Origin of the sequence: Polymorphospora sp. NPDC051019 (genome assembly GCF_040683055.1) — a bacterium.
Classification (GTDB): Bacteria; Actinomycetota; Actinomycetes; order Mycobacteriales; family Micromonosporaceae; genus Polymorphospora; species Polymorphospora lycopeni.
Map to the genome: position 1 here is coordinate 706,728 of NZ_JBFBCH010000001.1, position 18,212 is coordinate 724,939.

Consider the following 18,212-nt stretch of genomic DNA (forward strand, 5'->3'; position numbering starts at 1 on the left):
GAGTGGGGCGATCATTTGAAGCGGATGCCGATGAGGCGTTGCAGGAGGATGAAGGCGAAGAGCAGACCGCCGATCACGATCTTGGTCCACCAGGAGTTGAGGCTGCCGTCGAAGGTGATCAGGGTCTGGATCACGCCCAGGACCAGCACCCCGAGCACGGTGCCGAAGACGTAACCCGACCCACCGGTCAGGACGGTGCCGCCGATGACGACCGCCGCGATCACGTCGAGCTCCATGCCGACGGCGATCAGCGGCGCGCCCGACAGGGTGTAGAACGACAGCAGGATGCCGCCGATCGCCGAGCACAGGCCGCTGATGGTGTAGACGGCGATCCGGGTACGGCCGACCGGCAGCCCCATCAGCAGGGCCGACTGCGGGTTACCGCCGATCGCGTGGACGTTGCGGCCGAAGCGGGTGTAGGCCAGGACCCAGGCCGCGACGAGCACGACGACGAACGCGATGAGCACGCTGATCGACACGAAGTTGCCACGCGGATCGCCGATGCGCTGCTGGGACATCGTGGTCCAGAAGCCGTCGGTGATCGGGATCGACCGGTCGCTGATGAAGGTGCACATGCCCCGGGCGAAGAACATCCCGGCGAGGGTGACGATGAACGGCTGGATCTCGAAGTAGTGGATGGCGCAGCCCATCAGGAAGCCCAGCGTCGGTCCGATGAGGAGCGCGATCAGCAGCACCGGCAGCGCGGGCAGGCCACCCTCGAGCAGCCACGCCGAGACCATCGCCGTCATCGCCACGACCGAGCCGACCGACAGGTCGATGCCGCCGGTGAGGATCACGAAGGTCATCCCGACCGCGACGACGAGCAGGAACCCGTTGTCGATGAAGATGTTGAAGACGACCTGGACGTTGGAGAAGGCCCGGTACTGGGACACGCCGATGCCGTACATGACCAGGAGCAGGGCCAGGGTGGCCAGGACCGGGATGTGCCGGCGGGGCAGCCGGGGCCGTGGGCGGCCGGTGGTCAGGGTCGAACTGGTCATGCCGGCACCTGCTCCTTCTGCCGCTGCGGGGCCGTCGGCCGGGGCGGGGTGTTGCGACGGCGGGTGAACTTCGCGCGGAACGCCGGGGCCTGGACGAGGCAGACGGCGATGACGACGACCGCCTTGAACAGCAGGGCGGTCTGCGGCGAGATGTTCATGGCGTACACCGACGTGGTCAGGGTCTGGATGATCAGCGCGCCGAGGATCGTCCCGCTGAGGAAGAACCGGCCGCCGGCCAGCGCGGTGCCGCCGATGACGACGGCCAGGATCGCGTCGAGTTCGACCCAGAGGCCGGCGGCGTTGCCGTCGGCGCTGGAGACGTTGGCCGTCATCATGAACCCGGCCACCGCCGCGCAGCCGGCGCTGATCACGTACACCAGGAAGATGATCCGGCCGGAGCGGATGCCGGCGAGGCGGCTGGCCTCGGCGTTGCCGCCGACCGACTCGATGATCATGCCCAGTGCGGTACGGCGGGTGATCACCGCCACCAGCAGGGCCGCCGCCAGCGCGATGAAGATCGCCAGCGGCAGGGTGAGGAGGTGACCGAGCCCGATCGCCCGGTAGGGCCCGGAGTTGACCGTGACGATCTGGCCCTCGGTGATCAGCTGCGCGAGGCCCCGGCCGGCCACCATCAGGATCAGGGTGGCGATGATCGGTTGGATGCCGATGACGGCGACCAGGACTCCGTTCCACGCACCGAGCGCCAGCGCGACCCCGAACGCCAGGGCCAGCGCGGTCAGGACGGTGGCGAGACTGTTCTGGTCGGGCTGGCCGCTGATGTAGACGCAGGCGACGGCGCCGCTGATGGCACAGAGCGAACCGACGGACAGGTCGATGCCGCCGGTCGAGATGACCAGGGTCATGCCCAGCGCGACGAGGATCAGGGGCGCGCTCAACCGCAGGATGTCGATCGGGGTCCCGTAGAGGTGGCCGTCCTTGACCTCGATCGCGAGGAACCCGGGACGGTAGATCGTGTTGGCGGCCAGCATGAGCACGAGTACGGCGGCCGGCCAGAAGAGCCGGTGACCGATCAGCGCCCGGTAGCGGCTGCGTACGTCGTTCATCGGGTCGCCTCCTCCCGCTCGGATCCGCTGGCGATGGTCTGCATGACGCGGTCGGCGTCGACGGTGTCGTCGTTGGTGAGCTGGGCGACCATCTCCCGGTCGCGCATGACCACGACCTTGTGGCTCAGCCGCAGCACCTCCTCCAGTTCGGCGGAGATGAACAGCACGGCCATGCCGCCGTCGGAGAGCTGCACCACCAGCTTCTGGATCTCGGCCTTCGCACCGATGTCGATGCCCCGGGTGGGTTCGTCGAGGATCAGCAGCCGGGGCTCGGTGATCAGCCACCGGGCCAAAAGCACCTTCTGCTGGTTGCCGCCCGACAGGTTGCGTACCGGCATGTCCGGATCGGCCGGCCGGATGCTCAACGCCCGGACGTACTTGTCGACCAGCTCGTCCTGGCGGCGGCGCGGGATCGGCCGGAGCCAGCCGCGCGCGGCCTGCATCGCGAGGATCATGTTCTCGCGGACCGACAGGTCGGCGATGATGCCCTCCGCGCGGCGGTTCTCCGAGCAGAATCCGATGCCGTGGCCGATGGCCTGGACGGGGTTGCGCAGCGCCGCCCGCCGGCCGCTGACGGAGGCGTGGCCGTGGTCGGCGCGGTCGGCGCCGAACAGCAGCCGCGCCGCCTCGGTGCGACCGGAGCCGAGCAGGCCGGCCAGGCCGACCACCTCGCCGGCGTGGATGGTGAGGCTGAACGGCTCGACCGCGCCCTTGCGGCCGAGGTCGGCCACCTCCACGAACGGGGTCCCGCTCTCCAGCGCGGCCACGTCGGGGCGCGGCTGTTCCTCCAGCCGTTCGAGGACGTCGAGCTCCTTGCCGATCATCTTCTCGACCAGGGTGAGCTGCGGCAGTTCCGCGGTCGGGTACTCGCCGACGAGCCGACCGTTGCGCAGCACGGTGATGCGGTCGGCGATGCCGTAGACCTGGTCGAGGAAGTGGGTCACGAACAGCAGGGCGATGCCCTCGTCCCGCAACTGGCGCATGATGCGGAACAGTTGCGCGACCTCGCCGGCGTCCAGGCTGGACGTCGGCTCGTCCAGGATCAGCACCCGCGCCTGTACGTCGATCGCCCGGGCGATCGCGACCATCTGCTGCACGGCCAGCGAGTACGTCCCCAGCGGCGCGGTGACGTCGATGTCGATCTCCAGGCGGGCGAGCAGGGCCCGGGCGCGACGGCGGACCTCACCCCAGCGGACGGCGCCGAAGCGGCGGGGTTCCCGGCCGATGAAGATGTTCTCCGCGACCGACAGGTTGGTGCAGAGGTTGACCTCCTGGTAGACGGTGCTGACCCCGGCCGCGGTCGCCCGCATCGGACCGCTGAAGGCCACCTGCTCCCCGTCGAGGGTGATGGTGCCCTCGTCGATGCCGTAGACGCCGGTCAACACCTTGATCAGGGTCGACTTGCCGGCGCCGTTCTCGCCCATCAGGGCGTGTACCTCGCCCGGGAAGAGCCGGAAGTCGACGTCTTGGAGTGCGCGTACCCCGGGGAAGGTCTTGCTGATCCCGGTCATCGTCAGGACCGGACGGCTATCCGTCATCCCATCAGATCCTCTTCTGGTTGTGCCGGTGCGGAGGGGCCGTACGCCCGGCCGGTCGGGGCCGGGCGGCGCCCGGGACCGCCGCCGAAGCGGGCGGCGGTCCCGGACCCCGGTCAGTACTTGCGGTTGGGCAGGGCTTCCTTGGCCTGCTCCTGGGTGAAGGTGGTCTCCTCGGTCTCGATCCGGGGCGGCACCGTCTCACCGGCGTGGACCTTCTTGGCCAGGTCCATCAGCTGTGGGCCGAGCAGCGGGCTGCACTCGGCGATGAAGTTGAACTTGCCGTCCGCCAGGGCCTGCATGCCGTCGCGTACGGCGTCGATGGTGATGATGGTGATGTCCTTGCCGGGCACCTTGCCGGCGGCGGTGATCGCCTCCAGCGCACCCAGGCCCATGTCGTCGTTGTGCGCGAACAGCACGTCGATCTTCGGGTTGGCCTTGAGGAACTGCTCCATGACCTGCTTGCCGCCGGCCCGGGTGAAGTCACCCGACTGCGACGCGACGATCTTCAGCTTGGGGTCGGCCGCGATCGCCTCGGCGAAACCCTTCTTGCGGTCGTTGGCCGGCGCCGACCCGGTCGTGCCCTGCAACTCGACGATGTTGACGTCGCCGGTCGCGTCCTTCTTGTCCTCGATCAGCCACTCGCCGGAAAGCCGGCCTTCCTTGACGAAGTCCGAACCGAGGAAGGTCTTGTACAGCGTCTTGTCGGCCGAGTCGACGGCGCGGTCGGTCAGGATGACCGGGATGTCGGCGTCCTTCGCCTCCTTGAGCACGGTGTCCCAGCCGGACTCCACCACCGGCGAGAAGGCGATCACGTCGACCTTCTGCTGGATGAAGTTGCGGATGGCCTTGATCTGGTTCTCCTGCTTCTGCTGGGCGTCGTCGAACTTCAGCTCGATGCCCGCGGCGGCGGCCGCCTCCTTGACCGAGGTGGTGTTCGCCGTACGCCAGCCGCTCTCCGCGCCGACCTGGGAGAAGCCCAGGGTGATCTTGCCGTCGTCGGCGGCGTCGCCGCCGGTGTCGCTGTTGCCGCAGGCGGCCAGGCCGCCGACGAGCAGTACGGCGCCGAGCGCCGCGGCGACGGGGCGGGCCAGTCGGAACCTCTTCGTGCCTCTCATCGGATCTCCTTCCGGGGGTGGTGGATACACCTGTCCGTGCGTGGACCCGGGGGGATGCACGGGCTGGTGCGGTTCAGGTGTGGTCGCGGCCGCACCGCGAGACGGTGCGCCGGCCGAGCCGTGGGTGTCGCCCGGCTAGGTGTTCGTCGGCGACACCGGGCGTTGGCCGTAGACGTTCTGGTAGCGGTCGTAGAGGGCGTCGACGTCGGCCGGATCGATCGGCACCGGCTGCCCGAGCGCGCGGGCCAGGTGCGCCGTACGGGCGACGTCCTCGCACATCACCGCGGCCTTGACGGCCGCGCGGGCGTCCCGGCCGATGGTGAAGACGCCGTGGTTGCGCATGAGCACGGCCGGCGAACGGTGTCCGGTGAGGGTCGAGACGATGCCCTTGCCGATGTCGTCGCCGCCGATCAGCGCGAACGGCCCGATCGGTATCTCCCCGCCGAACTCGTCGGCCTGCGCGGTCAGGTGACAGGGAATCGCCTCGCCACGGGCGGCCCACGCGGTGGCGTACGTGCTGTGGGTGTGGACGACCCCGCCGACCTCCGGCATGGCCCGGTAGACGTAGGCGTGGGCGGCGGTGTCGCTGGACGGGGAGTGGTCGCCTTCGACGACGGCGCCGTCGAGGTCGCAGACGACCATGTTGTCGGCGGAGAGGTCGTCGTAGTCGACGCCGCTCGGTTTGATGATTATGAGGTCCCGGCCCGGTACCCGGGCGGAGACGTTGCCGGCGGTCCAGGCGACCAGCCCGTACCGGGTGAGCTCGGCGTGCAGCCTGGCGACCGTCTCCCGCAGCCGCGCGATCTGCTGTCCTGACTGGACGCTCATACCGCCACCTCCTGGGGGGTCGTGGCCGGTGCCGCCCCGTCGGCGGCGGCGTTACGGATCGCCCTCAGCCGGGACATGACGTCGTTGGCACCGCGACCGAAGTGGTCGTGCAGCAGCCGGTACTCGGCGTAGAGGGCGTCGTACGCCCGCACGTGGTCGGCCTGCGGCCGGTAGACGTTGCGGTGCACCCGGCCCATCGCCTTCGACGCCGCGTAGACGTCCGGGTAGGCGCCGGCGGCCACCGCGGCGTGGATCGCCGAGCCGAGCGCGGGGCCCTGGGCCGAGCCGATGATGCTCAGCGGCCGGTCGGTGACGTCGGCGTAGATCTGCATCAGCAGCGGGTTGGCGGTCAGGCCGCCGGCCATCACCAGTTCCCGTACCGGCACTCCGGCGTCGGCGAACGCTTCGATGATCATGCGGGTCCCGTACGCCGTCGACTCCAGCAGCGCCCGGTAGACGTCCTGTGGGCGGGTGGCCAGCGTCATCCCGACGATGAGGCCGCTGAGGTCGTGGTTGACCAGCAGGGAACGGTTGCCGTTCCACCAGTCGAGGGCGACCAGGCCGTGGGCCCCGACCGGCTGGGCCGCCGCGAGTTCCGACAGCCGCTCGTGCGAGGCCACCCCGGCGGGGGCGGCGTGCTCGACGAACCAGCCGAAGATGTCCCCGACACCGCTCTGCCCGGCCTCGTAGCCCCACATGCCGGGGCTCAGCCCGCCCTCGACCACGCCGCACATGCCGGGGACCTCGCCGAGGCCGGTGCCGTTGACGACGTGACAGGTCGAGGTGCCCATGATGGCGACCAGGTGTCCCGGCTCCAGGGCCTGGGCGGAGGCCGCGGTGACGTGGGCGTCGACGTTGCCGACGGCGACCGCGATCCCCTCCGGCAGCCCGGTCCACGCCGCGGCCCGCGCGGTGAGCGAGCCGGCCCGCTCGCCCATCGCCATCAGCGGGCCGTCCAGCTTGCCCACGAAGTCGACGAAGCCGGGGTCGAGCGCCGCCAGGTATTCGGCCGACGGGTACCGGCCGTCCTGCCGGATGCCCTTGTAGCCGGCGGTGCAGATGTTGCGGGTCTCGGTGCCGCAGAGCTGCCAGATGATCCAGTCGGCGGCCTCGACGAAGCGCTCGGCGCGCCGGTAGACCTCCGGGTCCTCGTCGAGGATCTGGAGTCCCTTGGCGAACTGCCACTCGGCCGAGATCTTGCCGCCGTACCGGTTGATCCAGGGCTCGCCCCGCTCGTGGGCCAGCGCGTTGATCCGGTCGGCGTGCGGTTGGGCGGCGTGGTGCTTCCAGAGCTTGACCCAGGAGTGCGGGCGGTCGCGCAGCTCGGGGACCTCGCACAGCGGGGTGCCGTCGGCGAGCGTCGGCAGCACCGTGCAGGCGGTGAAGTCGGTGCCGATGCCGATCACACGGGACGGATCCACCCCGGCGTCGGCCAGGGCCGCGGGTACGGCGTGCCGCAGTACGCCGACGTAGTCCGCCGGGTCCTGTAGTGCCCAGTCCGGTGGCAGGGGCCGTCCGCCGTCCGGAAGGGCGGCCTCCATGACGCCTCGGGGGTACTCGTAAACGGCGGTGCCCATCTCGGCGCCGTCGCCGACCCGGACCACCAGCGCGCGTCCCGACAGGGTGCCGTAGTCGACACCGACGACATACCGGTCGCCCGGCGCGTCCACATCGCTCATGTCCATCTCCAACCCGTAGACGAAGCTCAGTGTTAGCGCTCACAACGATGGGGTCAAGACACCTTCCGGCAACATCTCCGTAACGGAGACCGGAAGATGCTTGCGCCACCGCGTCGGACACCGAGACCAAACGGCTGCCAACTGGCCGGTAGGAAATGGGAGCCCAGCCACGCGACCGCCGACGGACGAATCCGAGGGCTTGCCCGACCGCCTGGTAGCCGCTATGTTAGCGATCACAGACCCGGGCAACGCCCGGATACGGCGACAGCCGACCCCCTGTGCCATCGGTCACAGCCGATGCCGCCCCGGAATCCCAGCGCCCGACGGCGGGGTTCGCACGGGCATGACGACAATCGGACTCATCGGCAGTGGACACATCGGCGGCACGCTCGCCCGGCTGGCGGTCGCCGCCGGCCACGACGTGGTGCTCAGCAACTCGCGCGGCCCCGAAACGCTCGCGGAACTCGTCGACGAACTCGGCCCGAAGGCCCGTGCCGGCACTCCTGCCGAGGCGGCCGAGGCCGGCGACATCGTGGTCGTCACCGTGCCCCTGAAGGCATACCGGGACGTCCCGGCCGGACCGCTGGCCGGCAAGGTGGTCGTCGACACCAACAACTACTACCCCGAGCGGGACGGCCGGATCGCCGAACTCGAGGACGGCTCCACCACCACCGGCGAACTGCTTGCGCGGCACCTCACCGACGCCCTGGTGGTCAAGGGCTTCAACAACATCTTCTTCGCGCACCTGGCGTCGCTGGCCCGCCCGGCGGGCGCGGCCGACCGCACGGCGCTGCCAGTCGCCGGTGACGACCCGGCCGCGAAGCGGGCGGTTGCCGAGTTCCTCGACAGCATCGGCTTCGACACCGTCGACATCGGGCCGCTCGCCGAGAACTGGCGCACCCAGCGGGACACCCCGGTCTACGTCACCCCGTACGGCGCCTTCGACGACCCGTCGGGCACCCCCGCCGACGCCCGGACGATCCGCGACGCGGTGGCGGCGGCCACCCGGGCCTGACCCGCGGCGGCGGCCGCCCAAACCCGGGCGGCCGCCGCCGTCAGCAGTTGTTGCTCGTCCGGGTGACCGTGTATTCGCTGTCGTCGTGGGTGATGCCGGACGGCGCCCCGTCGAAGTACGTCTCGACCTTCTGCCAGCCCCGGCGCTGCTCGTAGTGCAGGTGCGGCGCGCCCGAGTTGCCGGTGCTGCCGACCAGCCCGATCTGCTCACCCCGGGCGACCCGCTGACCGACCTCGACCAGCGGCGGTTCGAGCAGGTGGAGATACTGCGTCTCCCACCGGCCACCGTGGTCGATCTTCACCCAGTAACCGCCGCCACGGCCCCGCGGCCCCTGCGGATCCTGCGGCGTACGGCCGCCCAGCGTCCCGTTGACGCCCGCCGCGGTGACCCGGCCGGCGTACGACGCGAGCACCGGTCGCCCCCACGCCTCCCCCTCCATGGGGAACAGGTCGACGTCGTAGTCGTCGTGGCCGGGGTAGGTACCGAGCTGCCACAGCTCTCCACACGCCACCGGAAGCTGGAAGTGCGGTCGCGGCCCCGGCCGTAGCAGCGGCACGGCGACGGCGACGGCGAGGACGGCGCCGAGCGCGCCGAGCGCGAGAAGTAGGAGAAGAAGGCGGCCCCGACGGGGGCGGGATCTGCCTGGGCGACCGGTCGTCACCGCTCCGAGCATGGCAGACACCGGCAAGGTGCGGTGGTGGATGGGGCGGTATTTTCCTCTCGTACGCTGTCTCGGCGGAATGTCCGGGGTGGGCGCCATCGGGCGTTCACCGGCCGGGGATACCCTGCCGCGCTGGTTCACCGCGAAGCGGAGGCGGACGTACATGATCGATGAACTGGACCTCGCGTACGACGAACGGACCGGGAAGGGCCGGCATCGCCGTCCCGGCGGTCCGGGCAAGATGATCGTCGCTCTGGTGGTCGCCGTGGTCCTCGTCGGCGGGGTCGGCTGGTTCGGCTTCAACATGTTCTTCGCCGCCCCGGACCACAGCGGCGACGGCACCGGCGAGGTGACCGTCGAGGTACGTGCCGGCGAGAGCGCCGCCCAGATCGCCGGCACCCTGGTCGACGCCGGCGTGGTCAAGAGCGCCAAGGCGTTCGTGAAAGCCGCCCGCGACGACCCACGCAGCCAGGGCATCCAGCCCGGCCGCTACACGCTGCGCAGGGAGATGAGGGCCGAGGCGGCGCTGGCGATGCTGCTGGACCTCGACAACAAGATCCTCAACGGGGTGACCGTCCCCGACGGCCGCAGTACCAAACAGACCCTGGACCTGCTCGCCAAGGAAACCGGACTGCCGGTGGAGGACTTCCGGAAGGCGGCGGAGGACCCGGTCGCCCTGGGCGTACCGGACTCGTGGTTCACCCGCAACGACGGCAAGAAGGTGACCCGCTCGGTGGAGGGCTTCCTCTACCCGGACACCTACGAACTCGGCGAGGACGTGACCGCCGAGGGCATCCTGAAGATGATGGTGCAGAACTTCCTCACCGTCACCGGCGAGATGCGGTTCGCCGAACGGGTCGAGGCCGAACGCGGCGGCATCTCCCCGTACGAGGCACTGATCGTCGCCTCGCTCGCCCAGGCCGAGGCGGGCACCACCGAGGACCTCGGCAAGGTCGCCCGGGTCGCCTACAACCGGGCCTACGGCGACTTTCCCTGCGGCTGCCTGGAGATGGACGTCACGGTCAACTACTGGCTGGAGGTCACCGGCAAGCCGACCAAGACCTCCGCCGAGATGACCCAGGACGAACTGCTCGGCGTCGACAACCCGTACAGCCGCAAGCTGCGCGGCCTGGTCCCGACCCCGATCAACAACCCGGGCAAGCTGGCACTGGAAGGCGCGATGGACCCGCCACCGGGCGACTGGACCTTCTTCGTCGCGATCGACAAGAGCGGCCGCTCGGCCTTCGCCGACAACTACTCCGACCATCTGAAGAACGAGGCCATCGCCCGCGAGAACGGCGTCCTGTGACCCGGTCCGGCAACCCGATGTGATCCCTTGTGGAGGGTCGTCCCGGCGCCGGTCGCCGACGCGTGTGGTAGAAGTTGGCGCTGGGACCACCGGGTGGCGAGGAGGGTCGCCCCGACGACCGCGCCAGCATCGTCGCGCTGATCCACCGCGACCACCGGTTCCACCAGGGCCGGCGACGCGGGCGCTGACACCGGAACGAGTCCCGGTGCGAGCCGGGCCGGCCCCGCACCGTCACGCCGGACCGGCCGCCCGGTCGGGCGGCTGACGAGTCCACTGTGCCGGCACCCTTTCATCGACCGGAAGTCAAGTCTGGCGACACCTGAATTGCCGTGTCATCCTGGCGGCCCCACTCCGCCCATAGGAGGCTGCCGATGCGGCAATCACGTCAAGCGGGCCGCCGACCGTCCACCACCGGGCTGCGCCGGGTCGCGACCGCGGCCGGGATGGCGCTGGCCAGCGTGGCAGCCGGCACCGCCGTCGCGGTGCCGGCCCAGGCGGTCAGTTCGTCGGCGACCTGCCCCCGGGTCATCGTCATCGGCGTCCGGGGCACCGACGAGGCCGCGGGCTCCGGCGGAGGGTCGTACGACTACGCCACCGGCGGCTTCGGCAGCCGGCTCAACCTGACCTCCAGCGTGGTCACCGGGACCTCGCTGACGGCGCGCCGCACCGGACTGAAGTATCCGGCGAAGGCCATCGCACCGATCTACCCGATCAGCCAGGGGCAGGGCACGACGAACCTGAAGAACCTGGTCACCTCGCTGGGCACCACCTGCTCGTCGAGCACCCGGTTCGTCCTGGTCGGATACTCGCAGGGCGCGCACGTCATCGGTGACGCGCTCGCCAGCGACTCGGGCAACCGGATCGCCGCGACGTACCGGAACCGCATCGCGGCGGTCGTCTTCTTCGGCGACCCCACCTACCGCGCGGGCGAGCCCTTCAACGCCGGCACCGGCACGAGAAACGGCACCTGGCCGCGAGCCGTGGGTGTGCTGAGCGAGTTCAACAGCCGCCTCCGCTCCTACTGCTACGCCGGCGACAGGTGGTGCCAGAACATCAGCGACCCCAACGACGTCCACGGCACCAGGTACCAGACGTCGGCCGTCCAGACCGCGGCGCAGAGCTTCGTCCTCTCCAAGCTCTGAGCACACTCCTCGCGCTCGTCGAACAGATCCGGACCTGAGGGCCGTCAGACCGTCTCCGCCGGTCCGAAAGTCAGGGCGTGCGAATCGAGCGAGCCGAGGAAGTCGTCCGGGTCGAACCGCGCACCGGCCGACGCCACCCCGGGCGCGGCACCCTCCCCCGCCAGGATCCGTACGGCCGCCTCGACCACCAGTGGCGCGGTCACCGCGTAGATGTCACGGCCCACCGCGGTCGCCCGCCGCGCCACCCTACCGGTACGCGCGACGACCTCGACGTGGAACGTCTGCGCCGACCGGCCACTCGCGTCGACGGCCACCGGCCCCGACGGGTCGTCGGCACGCAGGTCGTCGACCGCGTTCGACGTCATGTACGTCTCGATGCGCGCCACGTCGACGTGGGTGGGGATCGTGGCGCTGTCGGCCATCGTGAACTCGCCGACCACCGGCCGTACCCCGGTCGTGAACTCGTACGTGGTCCGGGGCGCGGCGCCGTCGCGGTAGTCCAGCCGGCCGCCCTCGTACACGACGCGGCGGCCACCACGGCGCTGCGCCGACACCACCCCGGTCGCCCGCGTTCCGGCGGTGGGGCGCCAACTGCTCAACGCGTACGCGACGACGATCTCCTCGGCGGCGCGGGCGTCGCCGAGCGCGGCGGTGGCCAGGAGGTCGCCGAGACCGCCGTAGAACGCGACCGCGGGCACGATCGGGACGGCGGCCCCGGCGTGGCGGGCGAACGTGTCGGTGACGACCTCGATCTCGGCGGTGACGTCGAGGTACGGGATGCCGGCCCGGACCGCGGCCGCGATGACGGGTTCGGCGGTGGCCGCGAACGGCCCGGCACAGTTGATCACCGCGTCGGCGCGTCGCAGCGCCACGTCGAGATCTGTGGTTCGGTCACAGGGAATCGGCGTCAGTCCCCGCCGGCGAAGCTCGGCGAGAACGAACCGCCCGGTACGGCCGGTAGCGCCCGGCACCGCGATGTGTCTGCTCACCCACCGAGCCTCGCGTCGACCAAGCCCGGGTACGAGTGTCCGTAACGCCACGCCCCGTACAGTTTCGGACATGCACCGGGTGGCACTGGCCGTTACCGACGGAACACCGCTGTTCGAACTCGCCGCGGCCTGCGAGGTCTTCGGCATCGACCGTGGGCTCGCCGACCCCTGGTACGACCTCCTGATCTGCGGCGACGACGGCGCCCGGGTCGGCGGCTGGCTGAACGCAGGCATCCGGCGCGGCCTGGACGCCCTGGTCGAGGCCGACACCGTGATCGTCCCGTCGTGCCGCGACGCCGCCGAACCGCCGCCGCCGACCCTCGTCGCCGCCGTCCGCGCCGCGCACGAGGCCGGCGCGCGGATCGCGTCGCTGTGCACCGGCGCCTTCGTCCTCGCCGAGGCGGGCCTGCTCGACGGCCGGCCGGCGACCACCCACTGGGCCCACACCACCCTGATGCGCGACCGGTACCCGGTCGTACGGGTCGATCCGGACGTCCTCTACATCGACGACGGCGACGTGCTCACCTCGGCGGGCAAGGCCGCCGGCATGGACCTGTGCCTGCACCTGGTCCGGCGCGACCACGGCACGGCGGTCGCCAACGCCCTGGCCCGCACCCTGGTCGTGCCCCCGCACCGGCCCGGCGGACAGGCGCAGTACATTCCTGCGGCGGTCGCCCACGGCCGCGACCACGTCCTCGCCGACCTGATGACCTGGGCCCTGGCCCGCCTGGACCGGCCGACGACCGTACGCGAACTCGCCCGGCAGGCCGGGATGAGCCCCCGCAACCTGACCCGGCACTTCACCGCCGTCACCGGGACGAGCCCGCTGCGCTGGCTGCACACACAACGGATCCGCCGCGCCCAGGAACTGCTGGAAACCTCCGACCTCAGCGTCGAGCAGATCGCCGCCCGCACCGGGATGGGCACCGCCACCACGCTGCGCCGCCACTTCAGCGATCAGCTCGGCGTACCGCCGGCCGCCTACCGCCAGACCTTCACCCGCGCGCGCACCGACTGACCGGATCGGGCGAGACACCGACGGCCGGCTGTGGCAGGCTGCCCGGATGATCGACAGGCGTGCGTCGTTGGCAGCCGTGGTCCGGCATGCGGTCGACCTGGAGGCCGACTACGACGACATCGAGCCGACCCTCACCGCGCTGACCGAATCCGGGGACACCACTCTCGTACCCCTGTTGCACGAAGCCCTCGACCGGTTCCTCGACGAAAGGAACTTCTACGGCCGTGACCTGGTCGCCGGCATCCTCGCCGGCATCCAGGGCGGCGCCGCGCTCCCGGTCCTCCTGCGCGCCGCCGGCCGCGACCTCGGCGACGACCAGGACGGCCTGCGCACCGAGATCATCGAACTTCTGCACGGCGATCCGGACACCGCCCGCCGGACGGTGCTCGAGTTCGCCGGGGCGGACACCGCCGAGCTGCGCCGCGAAGGGCTGTGGGCGCTCGGCTTCCTGACCGACGCGCGGGACACCGAACTGCTGGCCGCCGCCGCGACCGACCCCGACCCGCGGGTCAGGTCCATGGCGATCGGCTCGATCCACGATCCCGCCGGCGACGACCGGGCGTTCCGCACTCTCGTGCTCGCGCTCCGGGACGCTGACGAGCAGGTCCGGACATCGGCGATCAGCCGGCTCGGCGGCACCGGCCGGGTCGACGCCGTCGCCCCGCTGGCCGCGCTCGCCACCGCCGGGGAACCACGGGTACGGTCCCTGGTCGCGTACGCCCTCGGGCAGATCGGCAGCGCCGAGGCGACGCCCGCGCTGCTTCGGCTGCACCGCGACCCCGACCGGCACGTCCGCGACACCGCCCGGAACGCCCTCGGCTCGGTCGGCGGGCCGGCCGCGGTCGACCCGCTGTTGGCGCTCGCCGCCCACCTCGACCCGGAGGTACGGGCCCGGGCCGCCGTCGCGCTCGCGAAGGCCGTCGACTCCGATCCGCGCGTCATCCCCGCGCTGACGACCCTGGCGGAGGACGGCGAGCCGGCGGTGCGGGCGGCCACCGTCGGCGGGCTCGCCGGTGCCGGCAAGCGATCGCCACACCTGGCCACGCTCGTGGTCGGGCTGGCGAACGACCCGGACCCGGCGGTCCGGCAGCGGGTCGCGCTCGCCGTCCGGCACCTCGCGCCCGACGCCGCCGCGGACATCCTCCACCGCTACGCCGACGACCCGGACCAGACCGTACGCCGGATCGCCGGTAACCAACTGGAGCACCTGGCCGGCCCCGCCGACCGATGAGCCGCCGCCCACTTCGTCCACTCTGGACGCTGGAGCGTCAGCCGTCGATACTCGATCCTGCCGTGCGGCCCCTCGGATCCCGGCGGTCCGGGAACTCCGCCAGCACGGCCATACCGAGGAGATGGACGTGGACATCGAAAGCCTGACCGGACCGCTCAGCGCGGACGCCGGCACCGACTGGTTCATCGATCCCGCCACCGGGGCCGCGACCGCCAGCGCACCGCTGCGCCTGGTCGCGCCGGACGGGGACTTCCAACTGAGGGCACGCGTACGAGCGCAGCTTCGGGCCACCTTCGACGCCGGGGCGCTCTTCGTGCACGGTGGCCCGGACACGTGGGCGAAGCTGGCCCTGGAACGCTCCCCGGAGGGCGCGGACACCATCGTCACCGTGGTCACCCGTGGTGTCTCCGACGACGCGAACGGCGTCGCCGTCCCGGTGCCGGGCGAGACCTGGCTGCGGGTCTCCCGCGTCGGCGAGGTCTACACCTTCCACCACTCCGCGGACGGGGTCCGCTGGTCGCTGGCCCGCCTCTTCACGCTCGGCCCGGTCGACGGCCACCGGGTCGGGGTGAGCAGCCAGTCCCCGACCGGTGACGGGCTGACCACCTCCTTCACCGACGTCGCGGTGACCTCGTCGACCCTCACCGACCCCCGCGACGGCTCCTGACCACCCGGTACGCGGGCTGGCCGGCACGCCCGTCGCGTTGCTAGGGTCCGCGCGTGGGAGCGATCAGGCCGGTGCACGTACTCGCGCTGTTGTGTCTTGTCGTCGTGGTCGCCGTCGCGGCGGGTCTGATCGCCTTCGCGAGGTCCCGGCGCTAGACCGTCGTCGACGAACGGGAAGATGGCGTGCCGTTCACGGGTAGTCACATCGCGGCCGTGCTGCCGCTGGCGCGGGTGGCGTGGCTGGTGCCGTCCGCCCTGGTGGTCGGGAGCATGGTTCCCGACCTGCCCTACTACCTGCCGCTGCCGGTGTCGGCGACGCTGACCCACTCGGTCGCCGGCGTCCTCGGCGTCGACGTGCTGCTGGGTCTGCTGGCATTCGCCCTGTGGCACGGCCTGCTCGCCCGCTTCCTGACCGCGATCTCACCGGCCCGGTTGCGCGAGCGCCTGGTCCGGCCCGCGACGCCCCGGCCCCGGCCGGTCCGCCTCGCGCCGATGCTTGTCGTCTCGCTGGCGGCCGGCGCGGCGACCCACGTGCTGTGGGACTCGTTCACCCACGACGGGATGTGGGGGGCCACCCACATCGGCTGGCTGGCCGAGCCGCACCTCGGGATGGCCGGCTACCGCTGGGCGCAGTACGCCAGCACGGTGGCCGGTGCCGTCGCCGTGGCGATCTGGCTGTTCCGGTGGTGGCGTACGGCACCGCCCCGGAACGCGACCGGGCAGCGGCCGCCGGCCGGCCGGATGCTCGTGGCGGCGGCCTGGACGGCCATCGGGCTCACCACTGTCATCGGAGCCGCCCTGGCCCTCACCGAGGACGTGACACCGCGGCGAATGGTGTTCCTGGCCGTCACCAACGGCGGCGGCGCCGGACTGGCGGCCGTCATCGTCCTGGCCGCCGGCTACGCCGTGCTGGCCCGACGCGACGGCCCGGCCCCGCGCTGACCCGACCGGGTCAGACCGCCACCACGCAGTTGTCGGAACTGCTGGTGCCCGCCCGGACACTGACGATCCCGGCCGAGCCGTCGCCGTAGAACCGGCAGAACAGGCCGGCGGGGCGGCCGCCGAACAGCAGCGGCCCGAGCACCGGGGCGACCTCGGCGTCGTACGGCTCGTCCGCGTCGTCGGCGATCAGCGTGACCCGGCACGTCTGCGGCACCACGAACTCCTGCACGATGCTGGTGCCGTCGGCCGCCGCGTCGACGGCGGCCTCCCACGCCGCCTGATCGACGTCGCGCCCGAGGACGACCTGCTTGCCGCTCTCCCCCAGGCCGGCCTTGAGCACCAACCCCTCCCGGTGCCTCACCACGTACGGGAGCAGGTCGACGTCGCGGCCGTCGCGGGTGGTGCCGCGGTCGGTGAGAACCCGGGTCCACGGCAGGTATCTGTCGACGAGGGTCCGCTCGGCCGTGGTCATCCAGGGCCGGCCCTCCGACAGCAGGCCGAGGGTCAGCTTGCTGTGCAGGAACGTCGACGTCTGGGTGCCGACCAGCAGGCAGCCGTGGTCGAGCGCGTCCTGGACCGGGGAGGTGTCGAGGCCGGCGTCGAGCCAGTCCGGGATGGTGAAGTTACGCAGCCCGACGGGATAGCGCAGATGCGGCGCACAGTCCCACGCCTCGACCAGCTCCTCCGGCTCGAAGAACCGCGCGGTCAGCCCGTGGCTGTTGAAGTGTTCGGCCTCGACCTGGAAATAGCGGCTCTCGACGCCGTGCACGCGGGCACTGCCGGCGACGGCGACCCGCGGCGCCACCCCCAGTTCGGCGCACAACGACCGGAACATGTCGGCGCGTACGGCGAACGGGTCCGGGGAGCCGTAGGGGACGCGCCCCTGTTCGTCGGCGTGCAGGCGGCGCCACACCTCGAGGCGGGAGTGCGTCTCGAGTACGCCGCCGAGCGCGCCGCTGACGTTGAACTCCAGGATCCGTGGCCCGTCGGGGCCGACGACGAGGTCCGGCCGTACGACGCTGTCGGCGTACCGTTCCTCGACGAACGGGTCGGACATCCACAGCCGGTCCTCGGTGGGCGGCATCCGGTAGGCGGCGAGCCTGCCTTCGGTGGTGGGCGCGGTTTCCAGGGCGGTACGGCGCAGCAGGTCGAGCAGCGCGGTGGACGCCCGGAACACCTCGGCGTACGAGGCGCGCGGGATGGCCATCGGCGCGGCGGGCAGGACCCGCTGGTAGGGCCAGCCGGTGTCGCGCAGTTCGTGGCGCAGCATCCGGCGGATCGTGTCGGCCGGCGCGGCCGGGGTCAGCCGGTGGCTGCCGAACCACGGGTGCCCGGCCGGCCGGGTAGCGCGCGCGTCGTCGAACGTGGCCATGTGACGCTCCCCGGAGGCTGTGTGCGGGGCCGGTCGGCCCGGCGAGCGGATCCGTTCAGAACGAGCCTGATCCATCCAGGACGATAAGATCAATAGACTAGCATTCATGTGGCGTGGGCCGCTTCGACGCGGGAACCCGGAGGGTTGTGCATGACGCTGCGTCATGTGGGAGGCAACGAATACCGCGAGGAACACGGCGGCGACTACGAGGACTTCGAGCCCGGCATGGTGATCCGGCACTGGCCGGGCCGCACCATCTCCGAGACCGACAACACCTGGCTGACCCTGCTGACCATGAACCAGCATCCGCTGCACTTCGACGAGCACTACGGCAGCGGCACCGACTACGGTCGCGTCCTGGTCAACAGCGGGATCACGCTGTGTCTGGTCGGCGGGATGACGGTGCAGGCGCTGTCGGCGCGGGCGGTGGCGAACCTCGGCTGGGACAAGGTCCGGCTGCGCGACCCGGTGTTCGTCGGCGACACCCTTTACGCGACCAGCCGGATCCTGCACAAGCGGCTGAGCGGGTCGCGGCCCGGCCTGGGCATCGTCACGGTCGAGACGACCGGCGAGAAATCCACCGGTGAGACCGTCATCGTCTTCGAACGGTCGTTCATGGTCCGCCGCCGCGACCACTCCTGA

17 protein-coding genes are annotated in these 18,212 nt (G+C 71.4%); 8 read left to right on the top strand and 9 right to left on the bottom strand.

Annotation, left to right across the window (positions count from 1 at the left end):
* Positions 1-11: 11 nt before the first annotated feature.
* The 6 genes from yjfF to araB form a co-directional block, all read right to left on the bottom strand.
* Positions 12-1,001 carry a galactofuranose ABC transporter, permease protein YjfF gene (gene yjfF / locus AB0M79_RS03125; protein ID WP_357536936.1) on the bottom strand — a complete coding sequence of 330 codons (990 nt, stop codon included), beginning with the start codon at positions 999-1,001 and terminating at the stop codon, positions 12-14.
* Positions 998-2,065, bottom strand: coding sequence for an ABC transporter permease (locus AB0M79_RS03130; RefSeq protein WP_364207264.1), 1,068 nt, complete (start codon positions 2,063-2,065; stop codon positions 998-1,000). Before AB0M79_RS03130 ends, yjfF begins: the two co-directional genes overlap by 4 nt.
* Positions 2,062-3,603 carry a sugar ABC transporter ATP-binding protein gene (locus AB0M79_RS03135; RefSeq protein ID WP_364207266.1) on the bottom strand — a complete coding sequence of 514 codons (1,542 nt, stop codon included), beginning with the start codon at positions 3,601-3,603 and terminating at the stop codon, positions 2,062-2,064. Before AB0M79_RS03135 ends, AB0M79_RS03130 begins: the two co-directional genes overlap by 4 nt.
* Positions 3,604-3,716: 113 nt before the next feature.
* Positions 3,717-4,718, bottom strand: a complete 1,002-nt coding sequence (locus AB0M79_RS03140; protein ID WP_364207268.1) for an ABC transporter substrate-binding protein — start codon at positions 4,716-4,718, stop codon at positions 3,717-3,719.
* A gap of 135 nt (positions 4,719-4,853) precedes the next feature.
* A complete protein-coding gene (locus AB0M79_RS03145; protein WP_364207270.1) occupies positions 4,854-5,546 on the bottom strand; it encodes an L-ribulose-5-phosphate 4-epimerase in 693 nt (230 codons plus the stop codon).
* Positions 5,543-7,225 (bottom strand): ribulokinase, encoded by a 1,683-nt coding sequence (araB, locus tag AB0M79_RS03150; RefSeq protein WP_364207272.1) that lies wholly within the window; start codon positions 7,223-7,225, stop codon positions 5,543-5,545. The genes AB0M79_RS03145 and araB overlap by 4 nt, the downstream gene beginning before the upstream one ends.
* A gap of 343 nt (positions 7,226-7,568) precedes the next feature.
* Between araB and AB0M79_RS03155 the strand changes: the two genes are divergently transcribed.
* Positions 7,569-8,240 carry an NADPH-dependent F420 reductase gene (locus tag AB0M79_RS03155; protein ID WP_364207274.1) on the top strand — a complete coding sequence of 224 codons (672 nt, stop codon included), beginning with the start codon at positions 7,569-7,571 and terminating at the stop codon, positions 8,238-8,240.
* A 40-nt stretch (positions 8,241-8,280) separates the two neighbouring features.
* On the opposite strand, the gene AB0M79_RS03160 is transcribed toward AB0M79_RS03155, so the two are convergent.
* Positions 8,281-8,901 carry a M23 family metallopeptidase gene (locus AB0M79_RS03160; protein WP_364207276.1) on the bottom strand — a complete coding sequence of 207 codons (621 nt, stop codon included), beginning with the start codon at positions 8,899-8,901 and terminating at the stop codon, positions 8,281-8,283.
* A gap of 163 nt (positions 8,902-9,064) precedes the next feature.
* Between AB0M79_RS03160 and mltG the strand changes: the two genes are divergently transcribed.
* Complete coding sequence (gene mltG, locus AB0M79_RS03165) at positions 9,065-10,210, top strand: endolytic transglycosylase MltG (protein ID WP_364207278.1); 1,146 nt, start codon at positions 9,065-9,067, stop codon at positions 10,208-10,210.
* A gap of 371 nt (positions 10,211-10,581) precedes the next feature.
* Positions 10,582-11,352: a cutinase family protein gene (locus AB0M79_RS03170; protein ID WP_364207280.1), complete on the top strand. Its 771-nt coding sequence runs from the start codon at positions 10,582-10,584 to the stop codon at positions 11,350-11,352.
* Between the two features lie 44 nt (positions 11,353-11,396).
* On the opposite strand, the gene AB0M79_RS03175 is transcribed toward AB0M79_RS03170, so the two are convergent.
* Complete coding sequence (locus AB0M79_RS03175) at positions 11,397-12,341, bottom strand: saccharopine dehydrogenase (protein ID WP_364207282.1); 945 nt, start codon at positions 12,339-12,341, stop codon at positions 11,397-11,399.
* Positions 12,342-12,411: 70 nt separating this feature from the next.
* On the opposite strand from AB0M79_RS03175, the gene AB0M79_RS03180 reads away from it, so the two are divergent.
* From AB0M79_RS03180 to AB0M79_RS03195, 4 genes are all read left to right on the top strand, one after another.
* The gene (locus AB0M79_RS03180) at positions 12,412-13,359 is read left to right on the top strand and encodes a helix-turn-helix domain-containing protein (RefSeq protein WP_364207284.1); all 948 of its coding nucleotides are present in this window, start codon (positions 12,412-12,414) and stop codon (positions 13,357-13,359) included.
* A 46-nt stretch (positions 13,360-13,405) separates the two neighbouring features.
* The gene (locus tag AB0M79_RS03185) at positions 13,406-14,590 is read left to right on the top strand and encodes a HEAT repeat domain-containing protein (RefSeq protein ID WP_364207286.1); all 1,185 of its coding nucleotides are present in this window, start codon (positions 13,406-13,408) and stop codon (positions 14,588-14,590) included.
* A gap of 127 nt (positions 14,591-14,717) precedes the next feature.
* Positions 14,718-15,257 carry a DUF1349 domain-containing protein gene (locus AB0M79_RS03190; protein WP_364207288.1) on the top strand — a complete coding sequence of 180 codons (540 nt, stop codon included), beginning with the start codon at positions 14,718-14,720 and terminating at the stop codon, positions 15,255-15,257.
* Between the two features lie 182 nt (positions 15,258-15,439).
* The gene (locus tag AB0M79_RS03195; RefSeq protein WP_364207290.1) at positions 15,440-16,198 is read left to right on the top strand and encodes a DUF4184 family protein; all 759 of its coding nucleotides are present in this window, start codon (positions 15,440-15,442) and stop codon (positions 16,196-16,198) included.
* A 10-nt stretch (positions 16,199-16,208) separates the two neighbouring features.
* Here AB0M79_RS03195 and AB0M79_RS03200 read toward each other — a convergent pair whose 3' ends face one another.
* Positions 16,209-17,570: a hypothetical protein gene (locus AB0M79_RS03200; RefSeq protein ID WP_364207292.1), complete on the bottom strand. Its 1,362-nt coding sequence runs from the start codon at positions 17,568-17,570 to the stop codon at positions 16,209-16,211.
* Positions 17,571-17,720: 150 nt separating this feature from the next.
* On the opposite strand from AB0M79_RS03200, the gene AB0M79_RS03205 reads away from it, so the two are divergent.
* On the top strand, positions 17,721-18,212 hold the full coding sequence (locus AB0M79_RS03205) for a MaoC family dehydratase (protein WP_364207294.1): 492 nt from the start codon (positions 17,721-17,723) through the stop codon (positions 18,210-18,212).